This window comes from Proteus sp. LHD240705, from assembly GCF_047921555.1.
Taxonomy (GTDB): domain Bacteria; phylum Pseudomonadota; class Gammaproteobacteria; order Enterobacterales; family Enterobacteriaceae; genus Proteus.
On the sequence record NZ_JBLRMI010000010.1, the window covers coordinates 1 to 13,900 of the forward strand.

Consider the following 13,900-nt stretch of genomic DNA (forward strand, 5'->3'; position numbering starts at 1 on the left):
GCCGTACATGGATATCCATGTATTCGTTTGTTGTAAGTGTCCTTGAATAAACTGTTTTGCTTTCTCTAAAAAATAAACACAACTCTCTTGTGTGTTTTTACGCCAATAGGATTCAATCGCCACCAGCAATGTGTCGCCTGCATCACTAATCTTTTGCAAGCCTATTCGATATTGCTTTTTACCTGCGGGAGATGTCGTGCAAATTAGTTGTGTGAGTTGTTGAGTTTCACCATCAGCCGTATGGATATTCGCCGTTAAAATGATGGAGGTATTCTTTTCACTGTCTGTTTCTGAGGCATAGTGAAGACTAAACTGTAATTCGCTTATCTCTTTTGACATAACATTTACCGATTTATTTTAGTTAATAAGATGCCGACTCACAGCTCTTATGTGAACGTGATAACGAGGGTGATTGATTCTGTGGTCGGCATATACGAAGAAAGACCGCCTAAGCGATCTTTAAGAAATTTATAACAGATTAAGGTTGAACTTCCTTATCTACTCAGCATCATTTTCTTTAGTTAAACAATAACGCAAATTTTGTCTAATCGCTTCAATTGACCAGATCCAAAAAGCGGTTCCAACAAACTCAGAAATTAATGCTTGATAACCTGCTGTCCAAAGCCAGCCAGACAATCCTAGTAGAGGTACGACTAAACCATGAGCAAAAACAGAAACGCCAATACCAAAACAAATACCGTGTAATAATTTAACCTTTGGCAAGAATTCAGCAATAACACAATATGTCACAGCGATAACTATTGAGAATAATATATGAACACCATTACCGCCCCAATTAATACTATATCCCATCCAATGATAAGTCATAGTATCTATATTTAATCCAAGCTTTTCGAGTAAGACGACTGGCGGGGGTGTCGTTTCAAGTGTTCTCGGGGGAATTAGGTCTTCAAAACCAGATTTAACTAAAGCTGAAAAGATACCCGCTATAATACCAACATATATTGCTATACCAATATGCCTAGAACTTTTTTTCGTTAACTTAAACAAACCAATCATTATATATACTCGCTCTATAAATTGAATATTATGAGTATAGTAGAGATAAGAATACCTGTTTATTATTTTAATTATTAGTTAAACACTGCAGGTTTATTCTTATAGGATAACAATAAATTTCATCTTAAATATAAACAAACAATCAATGAAAACGAAAAACTTCCAACAAATTTTTTAATTAATAATTATAAATATATTTTAAAAAAAACAAACCCCCGCAAAAAGCGAGGTTCATAAGCTGGTTGACCTTGATGTCAGTCTTATCACAATATCATCATTTTTACGTACGTAAAGCTTTATGTAATTTTTTCTACGTATCGATCCATCTCTAATGAGACATCTAGCATCATTAACATACCTTCTATTATTCCTTCTGCTTTTTGTAATTTTTTACCTATGTGTCCATCAGAACAGTTGTGCTTGTTAGCTAGTTGCATAAATGTCATTCCGAATAAATAGTAATCAAGCAGTAAGTCATGCATATCACTATTCTTTTTATTCAATTGCGCCATGCAACTAGAAATAATCATTGCATCATCTTCACAACATTGGGGACGAGCTTTAACCTTGCTTGGTATTAATCCACTAAACCCCGCTGCAACTGAATACCATTGAACCAATTCTGTATTATCTGCCGACCAAGCGCCCCATCGTTCTAATACCTGCTGAATATCACGCATTACGCCACTTCCTTATGTTGTCTTGAAAATACTAACTCTCTCACTTCACAAGCCTCAGTGAGCATGTCATTAAAATCACCATTATCAGGCCATCTCACACTGACTGTTTCTACATCGTTATTAGAAAGTAGATTTTTATGAGCGCACTCCATAGCAGCCGCGTGACCAGCTGCATTCCAATCCATATCTGTAAAGATAACAAGGTGGGTCACCCCCTTCGGTGCTTTGAATTTTTTCATGAAGTTGGTATTGATAACCGACCAAGTATTGACACCATAGAGTTGCTTACAAGAAAGTGCCGTTTCGATACCTTCAGCAATGCCAAGTGTGTTATCAACAGGAAACATTCTTATCGCGACAGATTCTGCATACTCTAAATAATTATCTTCCTGCACAGCTGTCATTTTCTTCACAATATCAAGAGAGGCTTTTTTATCCCCTTGTAAATACGTTCTATGCAAGTAACAAAGTTGTCCTTTAGCATCAGTGGCTAATGACCAAATAGCTTGAAATTTGTCAGAACTATTACGAACAGGTTGATGATCACAATAACGAACGTTATCAAGTGGTAACTCAAAAACACCTCGATTATGTAAATACTGCATGGCGGGTGTATTTTTCAGTATTGATAATTTAGAATAACAGCCTGTAATGCGTTGGAATAAATTATTCTTATTTGTTTTACTTGGTAAAATAGCTTCTTTTTCTCGGTGATTACCAATCAAGACATCAATTTCATCTGCTAATGTTTTGAAGTCTTTGCCTTGTGTTCTTTCCAGTAATTGAAAGCCATTTCCCGAACCGCACGTGCAGATGTAAGTTCCTCGCCCGTCTTTATCATCAATACGAAATTTTCCTTTTTGCCCGCAAATAGGGCATTTCCCTTTAAAGTGCTTACGCCCCGTTATAGGAGGTAACCCATAATGTGCAAATATTTTTGTCCATTGCCCTTTTACGGCATCAATCGTATTCACAGTAAACCTCCTTGTTGTGGCTGGTGGCTAATTTGAGTACGTAAATTTTGAATATTGGCTTGTGCCTTCTTGCGAGATTTAGCAAAGGCAATTTGTTTGTACTTAATAAAGTTACTCACTTCGGGAGTGATTTCTTGTGGTGTGTTATGAAAGCCTCGTGGCCATACCCCAAATTTATCTTTAAAGGTATTAGCAACCCAACCATCACTGATCGGTTTCCCCTGTGTCGCTCGTTGGTTCTGGTAGTATTTCAATTGAGACCACCAGCTTTGCTTGTCTTCTCGGGTGTAAATGCGTTCTTTTTTATTCAGTTTTTTGATGTTTCGGCTAGTATCAACATCGATATCTTCACCCACTAAAGGTTTGAATCCGCATTTAGGGCAAATATAAACACCTGCTGGCTTCATGTAGTGACAAGATGGGCATTCCTTCGGTTTCTTCTCTCGTTTTTCTTGCTCTCGGCTAGATGAAGATTCACTCATACCGTCATTTTTGGTAGGCAGTTCGTTATATTCAATGTCATCGGGATAACCTAAGCGGTGAACAGAACCAGAGTGATCGAAAATAAGGCAAGTCTCTTTTCCTGGTGCGGTACGCAATCCTCTACCAATAGCCTGACACCAACGAATTTCTGATTTAGTTGGGCGAGCGTAAATAATGCAACGAACATCACTATCAAAGCCGGCAATCAATGTGCCCACACTTACAAGCACCTTGGTCGCTCCTTGCTCAAACCGATGAATAATGATTTGACGCTCATCATGTGGCGTATCTGCAGTGATCACCTCAGCATTCACACCTGCACGGTTGAACTCGACGGTGACAAAATTGGCATGACTGACTGTGACGCAAAAGCAAATCGTAGGTAGGTTTCGTCCATTCACAAGCCAGTTATCAACAATATCCCCCACCAAATCTGCACCACTCATGATTTCAGCAATCTCAGCTTCTTTGTAATCACTACCGAACTCTGCGTTGCTGGACGATTTTACTTTTGATAAATCGGGTTTAGTCGGCGCATAGAACTCGTATGAGCTTAAATCACCACGTTTAATTAATTCTTTCATTGTGGTGGGTTTGATCAATGTTTCGTAGTAATGACCAAGGAATGGCGCAAAAGGCGTACCAGATAAGCCAATTACCTTGAATTCACTTTCTCTGATCACTTCTAATATTTTCTTGCGGCGTAAATGTGCCTCATCGATAATTAATAAATCGATGTTGTCTGGAAATTCTCTACGGATAATTGTGTCTGCTGATGCGATTTGAATTAAACGAGTTGGATCATAATTAGGATGATCACGCCATACATAACCAATCTCTTCTGCTGGCAAACCATACTCAATAAAGCGACTGGCTGTTTGATCAATCAAAATGGTGTAAGGAACAAGAAACATCACTCTCATTTCATGCTGAACATGTCCATCAGTAATAAACGCAGCTAACGCCGTTTTTCCGCTTCCTGTTGGGCTATAAATCATGAATGTTCTATTTTGCTTCCATGCCTGACGTAACATCGTCAATCCGCGTTCCTGTGCAAAATTTGGTGTGATTGTTAACATCGGTTTCCTCATTTGATAACTAGCTCTGCCAAAGGAAGGGATTTATTTTTATTTGGACGTCTAAACGGCTGTGGGATTTTTACCCTCTATATAGATCTATATTTAAGATCTAACTCCTTCCTTGGCTGTGCCTTCCCTAACACCCCTTTCAAAGATCACCCCCCTTTCCCCCCTAGAAAGTTTTCCCCTCTCCCCCAGAAAACATCTAGACGGCTAAACATCTTGACTTCCAAAACCTCCTAAATCCAATCACTGCTAAATCGATAACGGCTTTGCTGTGTACCCTTGCATTGCTCTCTGATAACGCTTTATGAATTCTCTTAATCTGACGTTAGCTTCATGACGAGCTTTGTTGTCTTTACGGTAGGGAACTTGTTCTCGTTCCCATTCCGTTTGATACACTTCTGAATATTTAACTAATGCCTTTTGTCTCATACTTGGGCTTAACTTCGTTAGTTGTTCCTGAATCCACTTGGCATCATCAGGAAAGTAGTGTTCAGGCATCGGCATGTTGATTTGGTGCACCTAATTGCTCCTTGATTTTGTTTGGAAATGGCTTTATTTCTTCAGCTTCATACCCCCCTAAACCATTAGTGGAAATGTAAATAATTCGCCCTTTTCGTAAAGCTTGGCTAATTGCAGTTTGATGTACGCCAAGTAGCTCTGCAGTTCTTCCTTGCCCATTTTTTCTAACAAACTCGGATAAAAGTTCTTTTTGCATTTAATACCTCCACAAACAGAATAATACTATAGATATTATTATAATCAATACCTATAGTATTTGGATGTTAATATTAATAGTATTAGGATGTATTCATGAAATTAGAGAAAAAACTGACGACAGAACAGCTTGAAGACTGCTATAGGTTGAAAGCTTTGTATGAGTTAAAGAAAAAAGAGCTTAATCTAACTCAGCAGCAAATAGCTGATGAACTAGATATTAGTCAAGGAGCCGTTGGCCATTATCTTAATGGCCGAAATGCTCTTAACTTACAAATTGCCTCTGTTTTTGCTAAAAAACTACAAGTATCAATATCTGAGTTTAGCCCATCCTTAGCTAAAGAAATAACAGAGTTATCACAAGGAGTTGATGCAAATGTTAGCAACCCAAGACCTTATCGACCAGCCCCCAAATACCCCGTTATTAGCTTTGTTCAAGCAGGGAATTGGAATGAGGCTTGCGAGCCATATACACTAGATCAAATAGATGAATGGTATGAATCAGAGGTAAAAGTGCATGGTTCTGCATTCTGGCTGCGAGTGGAGGGAGATTCCATGACGGCTCCGATTGGGGTTAGTATTCCTGAAGGTTCACTTGTGCTTGTCGATACGGGCAGAGAACCAATAAATGGAAGCTTAGTGATTGCCAAGCTAACTGACACCAATGAGGCTACTTTTAAAAAATTAGTAATAGATGGGAATAGTCATTTTCTTAAGGGGCTAAATCCGGCGTGGCCAATGATATCGATTAATGGTAATTGTAAAATTATCGGCGTTGTGGTTCAGATGATGATGCGTTTCGTATGATACTTTGAAATTGCAAAACAAACTGACTGTATTTGGTTGCAATCACTCAAAACTCAGGGCACCCGTGCCCTTTGTTCATTTTCTGAAAGCACTATGTTTGACCCTTAACATTCATCACTGTTCAAATTACCAGATAACCATTCATAAGTAATATTGATAATATATCTAGATATATATTAACGAGCACCGTAAGTATTACACGGTGTAAAAACAGCATCTAAATATAAATCGGTATCGAACATTATGAGCAAGCCATTATCAAAGCGAGTCAAAAAATTAAGGATTGGTTTTTATACGAGTGGAGATGTAACAAAAAACAAAAATAAATCTCTAACTGGATTGGCTTTTAATTCTTTGTACAATGATTGTACATCGACCCTTATTAATTTTAAGATAATAGGCAACCAAGATAGAAAGTTAAAGATAACATTCCTAGAAAAGGACACTGAGGCTGGCTTTTTTTATGGCTTTATGACCACACATAGAAATAGCGCTCACTTAGCTTATATATCTGATAATGAGACATTTTCCGAGGAGAAAATTCCATTAACTCCATCACAAAGTTTAGCTGAACGCTCATACTTTCTATACTACTACATGACAGACCTATTACTACTTTCAGAGAATCATTTAGGTCCAAAAACAACCGATCTATCTTACGCATTATTCACATCGCTAGGTGGAGAGTCTCACATCCGTTTTTCAGCAATATGGAAAAAAGAGAGTATTAGAGAACTCTTTGAAACTGGCACTATACTAAAAACATGCGAAGTAACAATTGCGGCACCTAGAGATTTTAATAAAACAGATTATGATTTGGAGCATAACTTATCATCACAGATAGCTGATATGTTAGCTGGCTCAGGAACATCCCATTTAGATCTAATACTGAGAGGTAAATCTGCAGCGACAAGCAAAGGCTATGAATACCTATCTGATGATGTTAAACAAAGTATAAAAGAAATGCTTGAAAAATTTAAAGGTGGGAAAAACAAAGCAATAGTACAGCGTGCAGATGTAATCAGGAAGGGAAGCAATAGGAAAACTAGCCTCCTAGATCAGTTTTTAAGACATACTAAAAACGTATTTATTCAGAATGATGGGTACCCCAAAGATGAAGATGTGAAGCAAGCATTAATTCAAGCAAAAGTTGATAATCTTCAGTATTTATCTCAATATGAAGTAAATACAGACCAATGAATATGAGGGGAGTATGAACGCACCAGTGGTTTTTATTTTAAAATCTATAGCTGTGGTGATACTTGTATTTTTTAGCAAAGATTACATAATTGTTATGGAACATAACGCCATGGTATCCGTAGCTGGTGTTGTTTCTACAATATCAGGAATATTGTTTGGATTTGTCCTTGCTGCTATATCTATCTTGAGCAGTTCAAACAACCCAAATGGCATAATAGATGCACTGAAAAAAAACAATGCGTTCAAAACACTAGTAAATGGACTACTGAGCACAGGAATAACCCTTATAACTGCATGTCTCTTCACTCTAATTTCAATGTTTCTACCTAGCAATAATATGGTATTTTCTGATGTAATATTTCTGCTTGTAGGTCTTTATTATATATTGATATCAATAGTGACCTTCATGCTATGTTGGAGAAAACTTAGCTGGATATTCCCTCATATGTAGCCCACTCCAGTGGTTTTTTTATTGCCCACAATTGCTACAGTAAGAAAGCAAATATCAACTAAATTTATAAATTTGTAAAAAAATTAATTGTAAAGTTTTGTTAGATAAATATCATAAGACGCGCTAATTAGTTTAAAATGGAATGGTTTAATGAAAAAAATAATTATCGCGTCAGTAATGGCATTTTTTGCATTTTCTTTAGGTGGGTGCGCTACGATCGTTGGAGATAAAACTCAACTAGTACAAATTGATAGTAATCCTTCTGGTGCTGATTTTTCCATAAAAGATGAACAGGGTAGAGTTGTTTCGCAAGGAAAAACTCCACAAGGCGTCACTTTAGAAAAGTCAACAGGTAGTTATTTTGGTAAGAAACAGTATGAAGTTACTATCTCAAAAGATGGGGCTTCACCAATCACCTTACCTTTAAAGTCAAGCGCTAATGGTTGGTACATTGGCGGTAACTTGTTACTTGGAGGATTGATTGGTTGGTTTATTGTAGACCCATTCAATGGCGGAATGTACACATTACATCCAGAAAAGATTGAAGCCACCTTAAAATAACCTATTAATACTAAAAAGTATTTTTATGGTTAAAATAAAGTAAATTCATATAAATTGACTTACAAACCACCTTCGGGTGGTTTTTTATTGCTTAGAATTTATCGCACCTCCCCCTCTAAAGAAGTGATCTACATTCCAATCTGAGATTTTTTCGAAAATAAATCACCTGAAATATCAATAGCTTTTATACTAAAAACAATATTTAATATTTTAAGTATTGAAATAAAATAATACTCAAACTATTATTTATCATGTCAATTGAAAACAAAGGTATTAATATGACCAGTATATATTCTACTGCAATAGCTAATTTACCAAAACCTGACATGCATACAGGCGTAATGCTACCTATATTCTTATTTCGCTTTTGGACTAAAACAGAACATCCAGAGAAAAAAGAAGTTATGACCACCAGCGCTGAACAAGCTAAAGAACTATTAGGTGGTAACGTAGTTTTCTCTGCTCAATTTCCTTGCGAGGCTTAATCATGGCTCACGAACTCAACTTAGAGGCTGTTGCAAAAAAAAGCTCTCAATTAAATGCCCTGTTATTTCAACTAAATAATCTTCGAATTCCAGAAAGCCCTGATGTTGAAACTTTAATAGAACTAGCGCATGAATTATCTGGTGATGTTGTTAACTGGATTCTTGAAGAAAATGCACAGAGAGATAATGATCATGACAAAAGAAATAATTAATGTAGATAGCGGAAAAATGCTAGATACATTACATCGAGTAAAAGCATTTTTAATTTCAGCTCAGTTTCTTTCTCGCAATGGTGAAGAACAAGAAATTCAACTTAGTTTATTATCTCAAGCAGAAGATGAAATTAATGAGGTTTTAAATGATGAATAACACTGAATTAAAACAATCCGCTTGTGATGAATTACTTTATGCAACTTCTATTTTAAATCTCATTATCAACGATAACGTAACACCTAGCGATAATATGTTTAATGCGATTGAATCAGCAGTAGCTAATATAGAAAGAGCTAAAGAAAGTGTATCAAGCATTAATACTGATAAATCACCAAAGCCTATCGGTGAAATTAAAATCAGTGATAACGATACAATTGAAACGGCTGTCGGGTGTATTTTAAATACATTAGAAACTGCAATTAATTTAAAAGTAGCTGAAGAAAGTGGTCACATTAAAAATTACGACATTCAAATTACAAATTTAATCCGATCAGCAAAATTAAATTTAGAAACCGTTTATGAAAAAGTAAGTTTCACGGAGGCGCAATGAATATCGATGAATTAATTGTTCTTCCTGATTTAAACAAATTATCGGAAAAAGAACTAGGCAACTTAAGAGGTAATTTAGAATTAGCTATTGACTCACTCATTACAGGAATGAAGGTATTCGGCGATTTTATGTTTTGGGCTGATGCTAATGAAAATTATCCCGATGGTAAAGATCATCTTGGTGATGTGGGATTATTTTTAAGCCAAGTGTCATTATTGATATCAATATTAAATGACAAACTTGGTGGAGTTGAATACGAAATATCAAATCGAAAAATAAAAGGAACAGGAAAATGAGTAAACAACACGGAGCTATTGAGAAAGCAACTGATAACCAAATTACTATTGCTATGCGCCCTGTTTATATTATCGCAGGTGCCAACCGTGCTTACTTAAGTGAGCGTTCTGCATTAAATAAGCTAGCAAATATTCTCACTGAGCGTGAATTTCATAAAGAAGGCATTGAGACTAACTATGAAGGTGAACAATGCGAACTTGAAAATGGCACAATCGCTTTTAAGCGTGGCGAACCTACCGAACACTTTATGGATCGCAAGGAAGCTAAACTAACCGAACTCCAAGAGCGATTAAAGCAAGAGCGTAATATTGAACGATTACAAAAAGAATATGCTAAAGCTGTCGCTAAATATGATGATGCAGAAAAAGAAGCTGATAGATTATATTACGAATTAAATAATGCTTTAAACAATAAATAAACCATCCACTAAATAAAAATTAATTATAGCGTTCATGCTAGGGATTGCTGCGCTCTAAATCAGGAGTAAGCAACATGGATAAAGTTAATTTACTTGAAGTAAGAAGAAAGCGTTTTATCAACTCAGTGCTTATTTATATTAAACAAAATGGAAAGAAAGCTGAGTTTAAATCAAAGTTAAATAATAAAACTGTTATTACAGAAATTAGCTTTGAAAATTTAAATAATTTCTTCCGTGATGTCTATGAAGAAAAAGATTGCCGTCAACGTTGTAAGTGGAGTGATAAAGATATCTACAATACTTATGAATGGTTATATAACTTAAATGGCTCGATTTCTGATATGGGTAAATTCATGATTGATTATATTGTTGAGTATTTACCTCCTTACTTAAATGGAGAGGAATATAAATATCATGACGTATTCTGAATTAATGAAAAAAGGTAAGGAGTTAGAGAATAAAGGATTTTATAGACGCGCAATAGAGCAATATAACAAAGCTTTTATTGTTGCAGAACCACCAACCAAAGGCGCAATGAGTTATCAACAAAAAATAAGTAATCAATCATCTAAGCGTTGCTTAGGTAAAGCAAAAATTAAAGTGACGGAGAGTTATTTATGAATAATTTAATCAGCATCAATGCATCAATGACCTCTAAAGAGATCGCTGAATTAGTTGGTAGCCGTGAAGATAGTGTTAAAAGAACTATCGAGCGCTTAGTTGATAAAGGAATTATATCCAAACCACCAATGGTGGATGGGATTAAAACCGCGAACGGGGTAACGCCACAGCACTATTTATTTTCAGGTGAAGAGGGTAAGCGCGACAGCATTATTATAGTTGCTCAATTATCACCTGAATTTACAGCTCGGTTAGTTGATCGCTGGAAAGAACTTGAAGATGAACGAGTCAAACCAAAATCACAAGCTGAAATTATCGCTGCTATGGCATTGGCTAACCTAGAAAGCGAACGCCGTATATCTCATGTAGAGCAAAAAGTTGAACAAGTGAATGAAGTCGTTGAGCAAATTAAGCAAGGCACTATTCCTGCAGGGTGGATTGGTTACTCATTAGCGAAAACCAAATCGGGTATGACGATTGATAAATGCAAGACGCTTGCCAAGCAATACGGCGTCCGAAAAGACCAAATAACCATTCTTACCCCAGAAGGCATGCCTAGGCCTATGGCTATCATTCATGAGGCTGACTTCATGGTAGCAATGAAACACATGATGGGCAAAGCAGAAAAACGCGGTACTCGTTGGTATCACCCGAAAATGGGACTATTTCAGGCAATTGGCTGGGAGGATAAATAATGATTATTCAAACACATTTACTTCGCGCTGCTTTAGTTTGTGTGGCTAAACATGATCCTCGTTACTACCTGCAAGGTATTCATATCAGCAATAAGTACATTGAAGCGACTAACGGACATGTTGCTGTGCGTATGGAGCATGGCATAAAAACACGCCGTAACGAAATACTTGAATTCAGAGGCTCTATTCCTGCAAAGGCAAACACAACAGAAATTAAATTTACTGAAGAACCTTTTGCTATTCATCGCGACAAAAACGGTCATCGCGTGGGGTTCTCTGCACTTGTTTCACATAAAGGTGCGCGCTTCCCTAATTTAGATCTCGTCATCCCGACAGAATATGAACTTTGTTTACCTCATATGCAGGCTATCTACCTTACTTATCCTGAAAAGATGTTTAGTACTAGTCGCGGATTTCATCCTGTCTCATTTCATCCATCAGGAATGACCAAGCCTTGCCTATTAAAATTTAGTGACGTGATAAACGAAAAATACGGCAATCCACAATTCGTTGTTATGCCATGCAGAACTTGAGGTGAAAATGAAAATTGAATATATCTCCAGTGGAACAGGAAGCATGGCAAAGGTAGTTATTTTTTCCTTTATCACTGAACGAAGAAAAATAAATCGGTTAATTGATCGGGCATTACTTTTTACCCCCGTTCACGAGAACACTATCGGATTCTTTTTTCGAGTCACCACTATTTATGGCAAACCGAATCACGTATTGCGAGCTTACAAAATTATTTGCAAGGAGGCAAAAAATGACAACTACAACTCGATACATTAAATGGAAGGAAATGATCCGGTTAACAGGAAAAAGCAAACCTACAATTTGGAGAATGTATGCAAAACGAAATGAGTTCCCCAAACCAGAAAGAACAAAAGGCGGTACGTTTTTAGGTTGGCAAGAACATGTCTATGAAGAGTGGGTTAGAAGTGAAAAACTGTAATGCTAACTTGACCCGTTACTTGACCCGCATCTCTTGCGGGTTTCTTTTTAAAACCATCTAACTCGTTGATTTTAAATGGTACGCCCTACAGGATTCGAACCTGTGACCTACGGCTTAGAAGGCCGTTGCTCTATCCAACTGAGCTAAGGGCGCCTAGAAGAACTTAGACGTCAGCAAGAGTGCTGATAACGGGTGTGAATTATACGTTCAACATTCTGAGAGTCAACGCTTTTTCAACGATATCAAACTATATGGTCAAAATATGGCAAGTATTCGACTGACAGATTGCTCTTGATCTGACAAAATAGACCAATACCGTAATTGAATAATTTGGATGTATAGATGTCAGCAAGAATTATAGATGGGAAATCGATTGCGCAGACCATCAGAAGCGAAGTTGCAGAAAAAGTAAAACAACGTATTAATGCAGGAAAACGAGCGCCGGGTTTAGCTGTTATTTTAGTGGGTGATAACCCAGCATCACAGATTTATGTTGGAAGTAAACGCCGCGCTTGTGAAGAAGTTGGCTTTATTTCTCGCTCTTATGATTTACCAGATACTACCAGTGAAGCTGATTTATTAAATCTGATCGACCAGCTTAACGAAGACAACACCATTGATGGTATCCTCGTTCAGCTCCCCTTACCTGCCGGAATTGATAATGTTAAGGTTTTAGAACGCATTCATCCTGATAAAGATGTCGATGGCTTTCACCCTTACAATATCGGCCGCCTATGCCAACGTGCACCTAAATTACGCCCTTGCACACCTCGCGGTATTGTCACTCTACTAGAGCGTTGTAATATTCCTATGAATGGCTTAAATGCCGTTATTATTGGTGCATCAAATATTGTTGGTCGCCCAATGAGCTTAGAGCTATTACTTGCGGGTTGTACAACAACAGTTACCCACCGTTTTACTAAAGATCTGCGTTTTCATGTTGAGCACGCGGATTTAGTCGTTGTGGCGGTAGGAAAACCTAACTTTATTCCTGGTGAGTGGATTAAACCGGGTGCAATCGTGATTGATGTCGGTATAAACCGTCTTGAAAGTGGTAAAGTTGTCGGAGATGTTGATTTTGAAGCAGCATCTCAACGTGCGGGCTGGATTTCTCCCGTCCCTGGTGGTGTAGGTCCAATGACAGTCGCCACACTTATTCAAAATACTTTGCAAGCATGCGAAGAATATCACGACCCTGAAACAGGAAATAATTAATCGATGGAAACATTTCAATTAGATGGGCACGACTATGTCGAGCTTTGTGATTTATTAAAACTTCAAGGTTGGACTGAGAGCGGAGCTGCTGCTAAAAGTGTCATTGCTGAAGGTTTGGTGAGTGTTGACGGTGAAGTTGAAACCCGTAAACGCTGTAAAATTGTTGCTGGAAAAATTGTCACCTTTGGTGAGTTTTCCGTTAGCGTCAGCAAATAATCAGCAAATTAATTAATATTGAAAAAGCGTCGCTATCTCAGCCTCGCTTTTTTTCTTTTTAACCCTTTTTTACCTTCAATGCGCTTTTTCTTCCTCTTTTTTCTTATTTATTCATATTAAAAAAAATAAATCAACATAACCTATTGAATAAAAAACAAAATTATAAAATTTGATTTAATATATTTAAATTTAGATCATCATTTTTAAGCTTATCTATGGTTATAATCTCCTCTTGCAGTTCAGCAGATTGTACATTTTATAAA

At 37.0% G+C, this 13,900-nt stretch carries 24 protein-coding genes and 1 tRNA gene; 17 read left to right on the forward strand and 8 right to left on the reverse strand.

The window, feature by feature from the left end; translation table 11 throughout:
• From ACNART_RS15735 to ACNART_RS15765, 7 genes are all read right to left on the reverse strand, one after another.
• Window positions 1–339 (reverse strand): hypothetical protein (locus ACNART_RS15735; RefSeq protein WP_416303626.1); only part of this gene is annotated, 339 nt, incomplete at its 3' end.
• A gap of 159 nt (window positions 340–498) precedes the next feature.
• Window positions 499–1,020, reverse strand: coding sequence for a YagU family protein (locus ACNART_RS15740; protein ID WP_416303627.1), 522 nt, complete (start codon window positions 1,018–1,020; stop codon window positions 499–501).
• Window positions 1,021–1,316: 296 nt separating this feature from the next.
• A complete protein-coding gene (locus tag ACNART_RS15745; protein ID WP_017827437.1) occupies window positions 1,317–1,700 on the reverse strand; it encodes an antiterminator Q family protein in 384 nt (127 codons plus the stop codon).
• Window positions 1,700–2,674, reverse strand: coding sequence for a toprim domain-containing protein (locus ACNART_RS15750; protein WP_416303628.1), 975 nt, complete (start codon window positions 2,672–2,674; stop codon window positions 1,700–1,702). Before ACNART_RS15750 ends, ACNART_RS15745 begins: the two co-directional genes overlap by 1 nt.
• On the reverse strand, window positions 2,671–4,236 hold the full coding sequence (locus ACNART_RS15755; protein ID WP_161706781.1) for a DEAD/DEAH box helicase family protein: 1,566 nt from the start codon (window positions 4,234–4,236) through the stop codon (window positions 2,671–2,673). The genes ACNART_RS15750 and ACNART_RS15755 overlap by 4 nt, the downstream gene beginning before the upstream one ends.
• Window positions 4,237–4,491: 255 nt before the next feature.
• A complete protein-coding gene (locus tag ACNART_RS15760) occupies window positions 4,492–4,740 on the reverse strand; it encodes a hypothetical protein (protein WP_083629123.1) in 249 nt (82 codons plus the stop codon).
• Window positions 4,733–4,957, reverse strand: coding sequence for a Cro/CI family transcriptional regulator (locus tag ACNART_RS15765; RefSeq protein ID WP_020946099.1), 225 nt, complete (start codon window positions 4,955–4,957; stop codon window positions 4,733–4,735). The genes ACNART_RS15760 and ACNART_RS15765 overlap by 8 nt, the downstream gene beginning before the upstream one ends.
• Window positions 4,958–5,052: 95 nt before the next feature.
• Between ACNART_RS15765 and ACNART_RS15770 the strand changes: the two genes are divergently transcribed.
• From ACNART_RS15770 to ACNART_RS15840, 15 genes are all read left to right on the forward strand, one after another.
• Complete coding sequence (locus ACNART_RS15770; protein ID WP_161706780.1) at window positions 5,053–5,763, forward strand: LexA family protein; 711 nt, start codon at window positions 5,053–5,055, stop codon at window positions 5,761–5,763.
• Between the two features lie 243 nt (window positions 5,764–6,006).
• Window positions 6,007–6,963 carry a hypothetical protein gene (locus ACNART_RS15775; protein WP_416303629.1) on the forward strand — a complete coding sequence of 319 codons (957 nt, stop codon included), beginning with the start codon at window positions 6,007–6,009 and terminating at the stop codon, window positions 6,961–6,963.
• 13 nt (window positions 6,964–6,976) lie between these two features.
• Window positions 6,977–7,414, forward strand: coding sequence for a hypothetical protein (locus ACNART_RS15780; RefSeq protein WP_416303630.1), 438 nt, complete (start codon window positions 6,977–6,979; stop codon window positions 7,412–7,414).
• Between the two features lie 150 nt (window positions 7,415–7,564).
• Window positions 7,565–7,975 (forward strand): hypothetical protein, encoded by a 411-nt coding sequence (locus tag ACNART_RS15785; RefSeq protein ID WP_161706778.1) that lies wholly within the window; start codon window positions 7,565–7,567, stop codon window positions 7,973–7,975.
• Between the two features lie 278 nt (window positions 7,976–8,253).
• The gene (locus ACNART_RS15790; protein ID WP_161706777.1) at window positions 8,254–8,460 is read left to right on the forward strand and encodes a hypothetical protein; all 207 of its coding nucleotides are present in this window, start codon (window positions 8,254–8,256) and stop codon (window positions 8,458–8,460) included.
• A 2-nt stretch (window positions 8,461–8,462) separates the two neighbouring features.
• Complete coding sequence (locus ACNART_RS15795; RefSeq protein ID WP_161706776.1) at window positions 8,463–8,672, forward strand: hypothetical protein; 210 nt, start codon at window positions 8,463–8,465, stop codon at window positions 8,670–8,672.
• On the forward strand, window positions 8,653–8,829 hold the full coding sequence (locus ACNART_RS15800) for a hypothetical protein (protein WP_161706775.1): 177 nt from the start codon (window positions 8,653–8,655) through the stop codon (window positions 8,827–8,829). The genes ACNART_RS15795 and ACNART_RS15800 overlap by 20 nt, the downstream gene beginning before the upstream one ends.
• Window positions 8,822–9,223 carry a hypothetical protein gene (locus ACNART_RS15805; RefSeq protein WP_416303631.1) on the forward strand — a complete coding sequence of 134 codons (402 nt, stop codon included), beginning with the start codon at window positions 8,822–8,824 and terminating at the stop codon, window positions 9,221–9,223. Before ACNART_RS15800 ends, ACNART_RS15805 begins: the two co-directional genes overlap by 8 nt.
• Complete coding sequence (locus ACNART_RS15810) at window positions 9,220–9,519, forward strand: hypothetical protein (protein ID WP_416303632.1); 300 nt, start codon at window positions 9,220–9,222, stop codon at window positions 9,517–9,519. The genes ACNART_RS15805 and ACNART_RS15810 overlap by 4 nt, the downstream gene beginning before the upstream one ends.
• On the forward strand, window positions 9,516–9,938 hold the full coding sequence (locus ACNART_RS15815; RefSeq protein WP_416303633.1) for a hypothetical protein: 423 nt from the start codon (window positions 9,516–9,518) through the stop codon (window positions 9,936–9,938). Before ACNART_RS15810 ends, ACNART_RS15815 begins: the two co-directional genes overlap by 4 nt.
• Before the next feature lie 74 nt (window positions 9,939–10,012).
• Window positions 10,013–10,366, forward strand: coding sequence for a hypothetical protein (locus ACNART_RS15820; RefSeq protein WP_072070107.1), 354 nt, complete (start codon window positions 10,013–10,015; stop codon window positions 10,364–10,366).
• The gene (locus ACNART_RS15825; RefSeq protein ID WP_416303634.1) at window positions 10,353–10,559 is read left to right on the forward strand and encodes a hypothetical protein; all 207 of its coding nucleotides are present in this window, start codon (window positions 10,353–10,355) and stop codon (window positions 10,557–10,559) included. Before ACNART_RS15820 ends, ACNART_RS15825 begins: the two co-directional genes overlap by 14 nt.
• On the forward strand, window positions 10,556–11,254 hold the full coding sequence (locus ACNART_RS15830) for a Rha family transcriptional regulator (RefSeq protein ID WP_115286946.1): 699 nt from the start codon (window positions 10,556–10,558) through the stop codon (window positions 11,252–11,254). Before ACNART_RS15825 ends, ACNART_RS15830 begins: the two co-directional genes overlap by 4 nt.
• Window positions 11,254–11,787 carry a hypothetical protein gene (locus ACNART_RS15835; RefSeq protein WP_115286947.1) on the forward strand — a complete coding sequence of 178 codons (534 nt, stop codon included), beginning with the start codon at window positions 11,254–11,256 and terminating at the stop codon, window positions 11,785–11,787. Before ACNART_RS15830 ends, ACNART_RS15835 begins: the two co-directional genes overlap by 1 nt.
• A 230-nt stretch (window positions 11,788–12,017) precedes the next feature.
• Window positions 12,018–12,206, forward strand: a complete 189-nt coding sequence (locus ACNART_RS15840; protein ID WP_416303635.1) for a helix-turn-helix transcriptional regulator — start codon at window positions 12,018–12,020, stop codon at window positions 12,204–12,206.
• A gap of 76 nt (window positions 12,207–12,282) precedes the next feature.
• On the opposite strand, the gene ACNART_RS15845 is transcribed toward ACNART_RS15840, so the two are convergent.
• Window positions 12,283–12,359: transfer RNA gene (locus tag ACNART_RS15845), tRNA-Arg, on the reverse strand.
• A gap of 189 nt (window positions 12,360–12,548) precedes the next feature.
• On the opposite strand from ACNART_RS15845, the gene folD reads away from it, so the two are divergent.
• Together folD and ybcJ are read left to right on the forward strand one after the other, a co-directional pair.
• Window positions 12,549–13,421, forward strand: coding sequence for a bifunctional methylenetetrahydrofolate dehydrogenase/methenyltetrahydrofolate cyclohydrolase FolD (folD, locus tag ACNART_RS15850; protein ID WP_099074709.1), 873 nt, complete (start codon window positions 12,549–12,551; stop codon window positions 13,419–13,421).
• 3 nt (window positions 13,422–13,424) lie between these two features.
• Window positions 13,425–13,637 carry a ribosome-associated protein YbcJ gene (gene ybcJ / locus ACNART_RS15855; protein ID WP_109371317.1) on the forward strand — a complete coding sequence of 71 codons (213 nt, stop codon included), beginning with the start codon at window positions 13,425–13,427 and terminating at the stop codon, window positions 13,635–13,637.
• The last annotated feature ends 263 nt before the right edge of the window (window positions 13,638–13,900 follow it).

Excerpts from the sequence above, each read along its gene's own strand:
- ACNART_RS15740 (WP_416303627.1), bottom strand. The coding sequence starts at position 1,020 with ATGATTGGTTTGTTTAAGTTAACGAAAAAAAGTTCTAGGCATATTGGT.
- ACNART_RS15745 (WP_017827437.1), bottom strand. The coding sequence starts at position 1,700 with ATGCGTGATATTCAGCAGGTATTAGAACGATGGGGCGCTTGGTCGGCA.
- ACNART_RS15755 (WP_161706781.1), bottom strand. The coding sequence starts at position 4,236 with ATGTTAACAATCACACCAAATTTTGCACAGGAACGCGGATTGACGATG.
- ACNART_RS15760 (WP_083629123.1), bottom strand. The coding sequence starts at position 4,740 with ATGCCTGAACACTACTTTCCTGATGATGCCAAGTGGATTCAGGAACAA.
- ACNART_RS15765 (WP_020946099.1), bottom strand. The coding sequence starts at position 4,957 with ATGCAAAAAGAACTTTTATCCGAGTTTGTTAGAAAAAATGGGCAAGGA.
- ACNART_RS15770 (WP_161706780.1), top strand. The coding sequence starts at position 5,053 with ATGAAATTAGAGAAAAAACTGACGACAGAACAGCTTGAAGACTGCTAT.
- ACNART_RS15775 (WP_416303629.1), top strand. The coding sequence starts at position 6,007 with ATGAGCAAGCCATTATCAAAGCGAGTCAAAAAATTAAGGATTGGTTTT.
- ACNART_RS15780 (WP_416303630.1), top strand. The coding sequence starts at position 6,977 with ATGAACGCACCAGTGGTTTTTATTTTAAAATCTATAGCTGTGGTGATA.
- ACNART_RS15785 (WP_161706778.1), top strand. The coding sequence starts at position 7,565 with ATGAAAAAAATAATTATCGCGTCAGTAATGGCATTTTTTGCATTTTCT.
- ACNART_RS15790 (WP_161706777.1), top strand. The coding sequence starts at position 8,254 with ATGACCAGTATATATTCTACTGCAATAGCTAATTTACCAAAACCTGAC.
- ACNART_RS15795 (WP_161706776.1), top strand. The coding sequence starts at position 8,463 with ATGGCTCACGAACTCAACTTAGAGGCTGTTGCAAAAAAAAGCTCTCAA.
- ACNART_RS15800 (WP_161706775.1), top strand. The coding sequence starts at position 8,653 with ATGACAAAAGAAATAATTAATGTAGATAGCGGAAAAATGCTAGATACA.
- ACNART_RS15805 (WP_416303631.1), top strand. The coding sequence starts at position 8,822 with ATGAATAACACTGAATTAAAACAATCCGCTTGTGATGAATTACTTTAT.
- ACNART_RS15810 (WP_416303632.1), top strand. The coding sequence starts at position 9,220 with ATGAATATCGATGAATTAATTGTTCTTCCTGATTTAAACAAATTATCG.
- ACNART_RS15815 (WP_416303633.1), top strand. The coding sequence starts at position 9,516 with ATGAGTAAACAACACGGAGCTATTGAGAAAGCAACTGATAACCAAATT.
- ACNART_RS15820 (WP_072070107.1), top strand. The coding sequence starts at position 10,013 with ATGGATAAAGTTAATTTACTTGAAGTAAGAAGAAAGCGTTTTATCAAC.
- ACNART_RS15825 (WP_416303634.1), top strand. The coding sequence starts at position 10,353 with ATGACGTATTCTGAATTAATGAAAAAAGGTAAGGAGTTAGAGAATAAA.
- ACNART_RS15830 (WP_115286946.1), top strand. The coding sequence starts at position 10,556 with ATGAATAATTTAATCAGCATCAATGCATCAATGACCTCTAAAGAGATC.
- ACNART_RS15835 (WP_115286947.1), top strand. The coding sequence starts at position 11,254 with ATGATTATTCAAACACATTTACTTCGCGCTGCTTTAGTTTGTGTGGCT.
- ACNART_RS15840 (WP_416303635.1), top strand. The coding sequence starts at position 12,018 with ATGACAACTACAACTCGATACATTAAATGGAAGGAAATGATCCGGTTA.
- folD (WP_099074709.1), top strand. The coding sequence starts at position 12,549 with ATGTCAGCAAGAATTATAGATGGGAAATCGATTGCGCAGACCATCAGA.
- ybcJ (WP_109371317.1), top strand. The coding sequence starts at position 13,425 with ATGGAAACATTTCAATTAGATGGGCACGACTATGTCGAGCTTTGTGAT.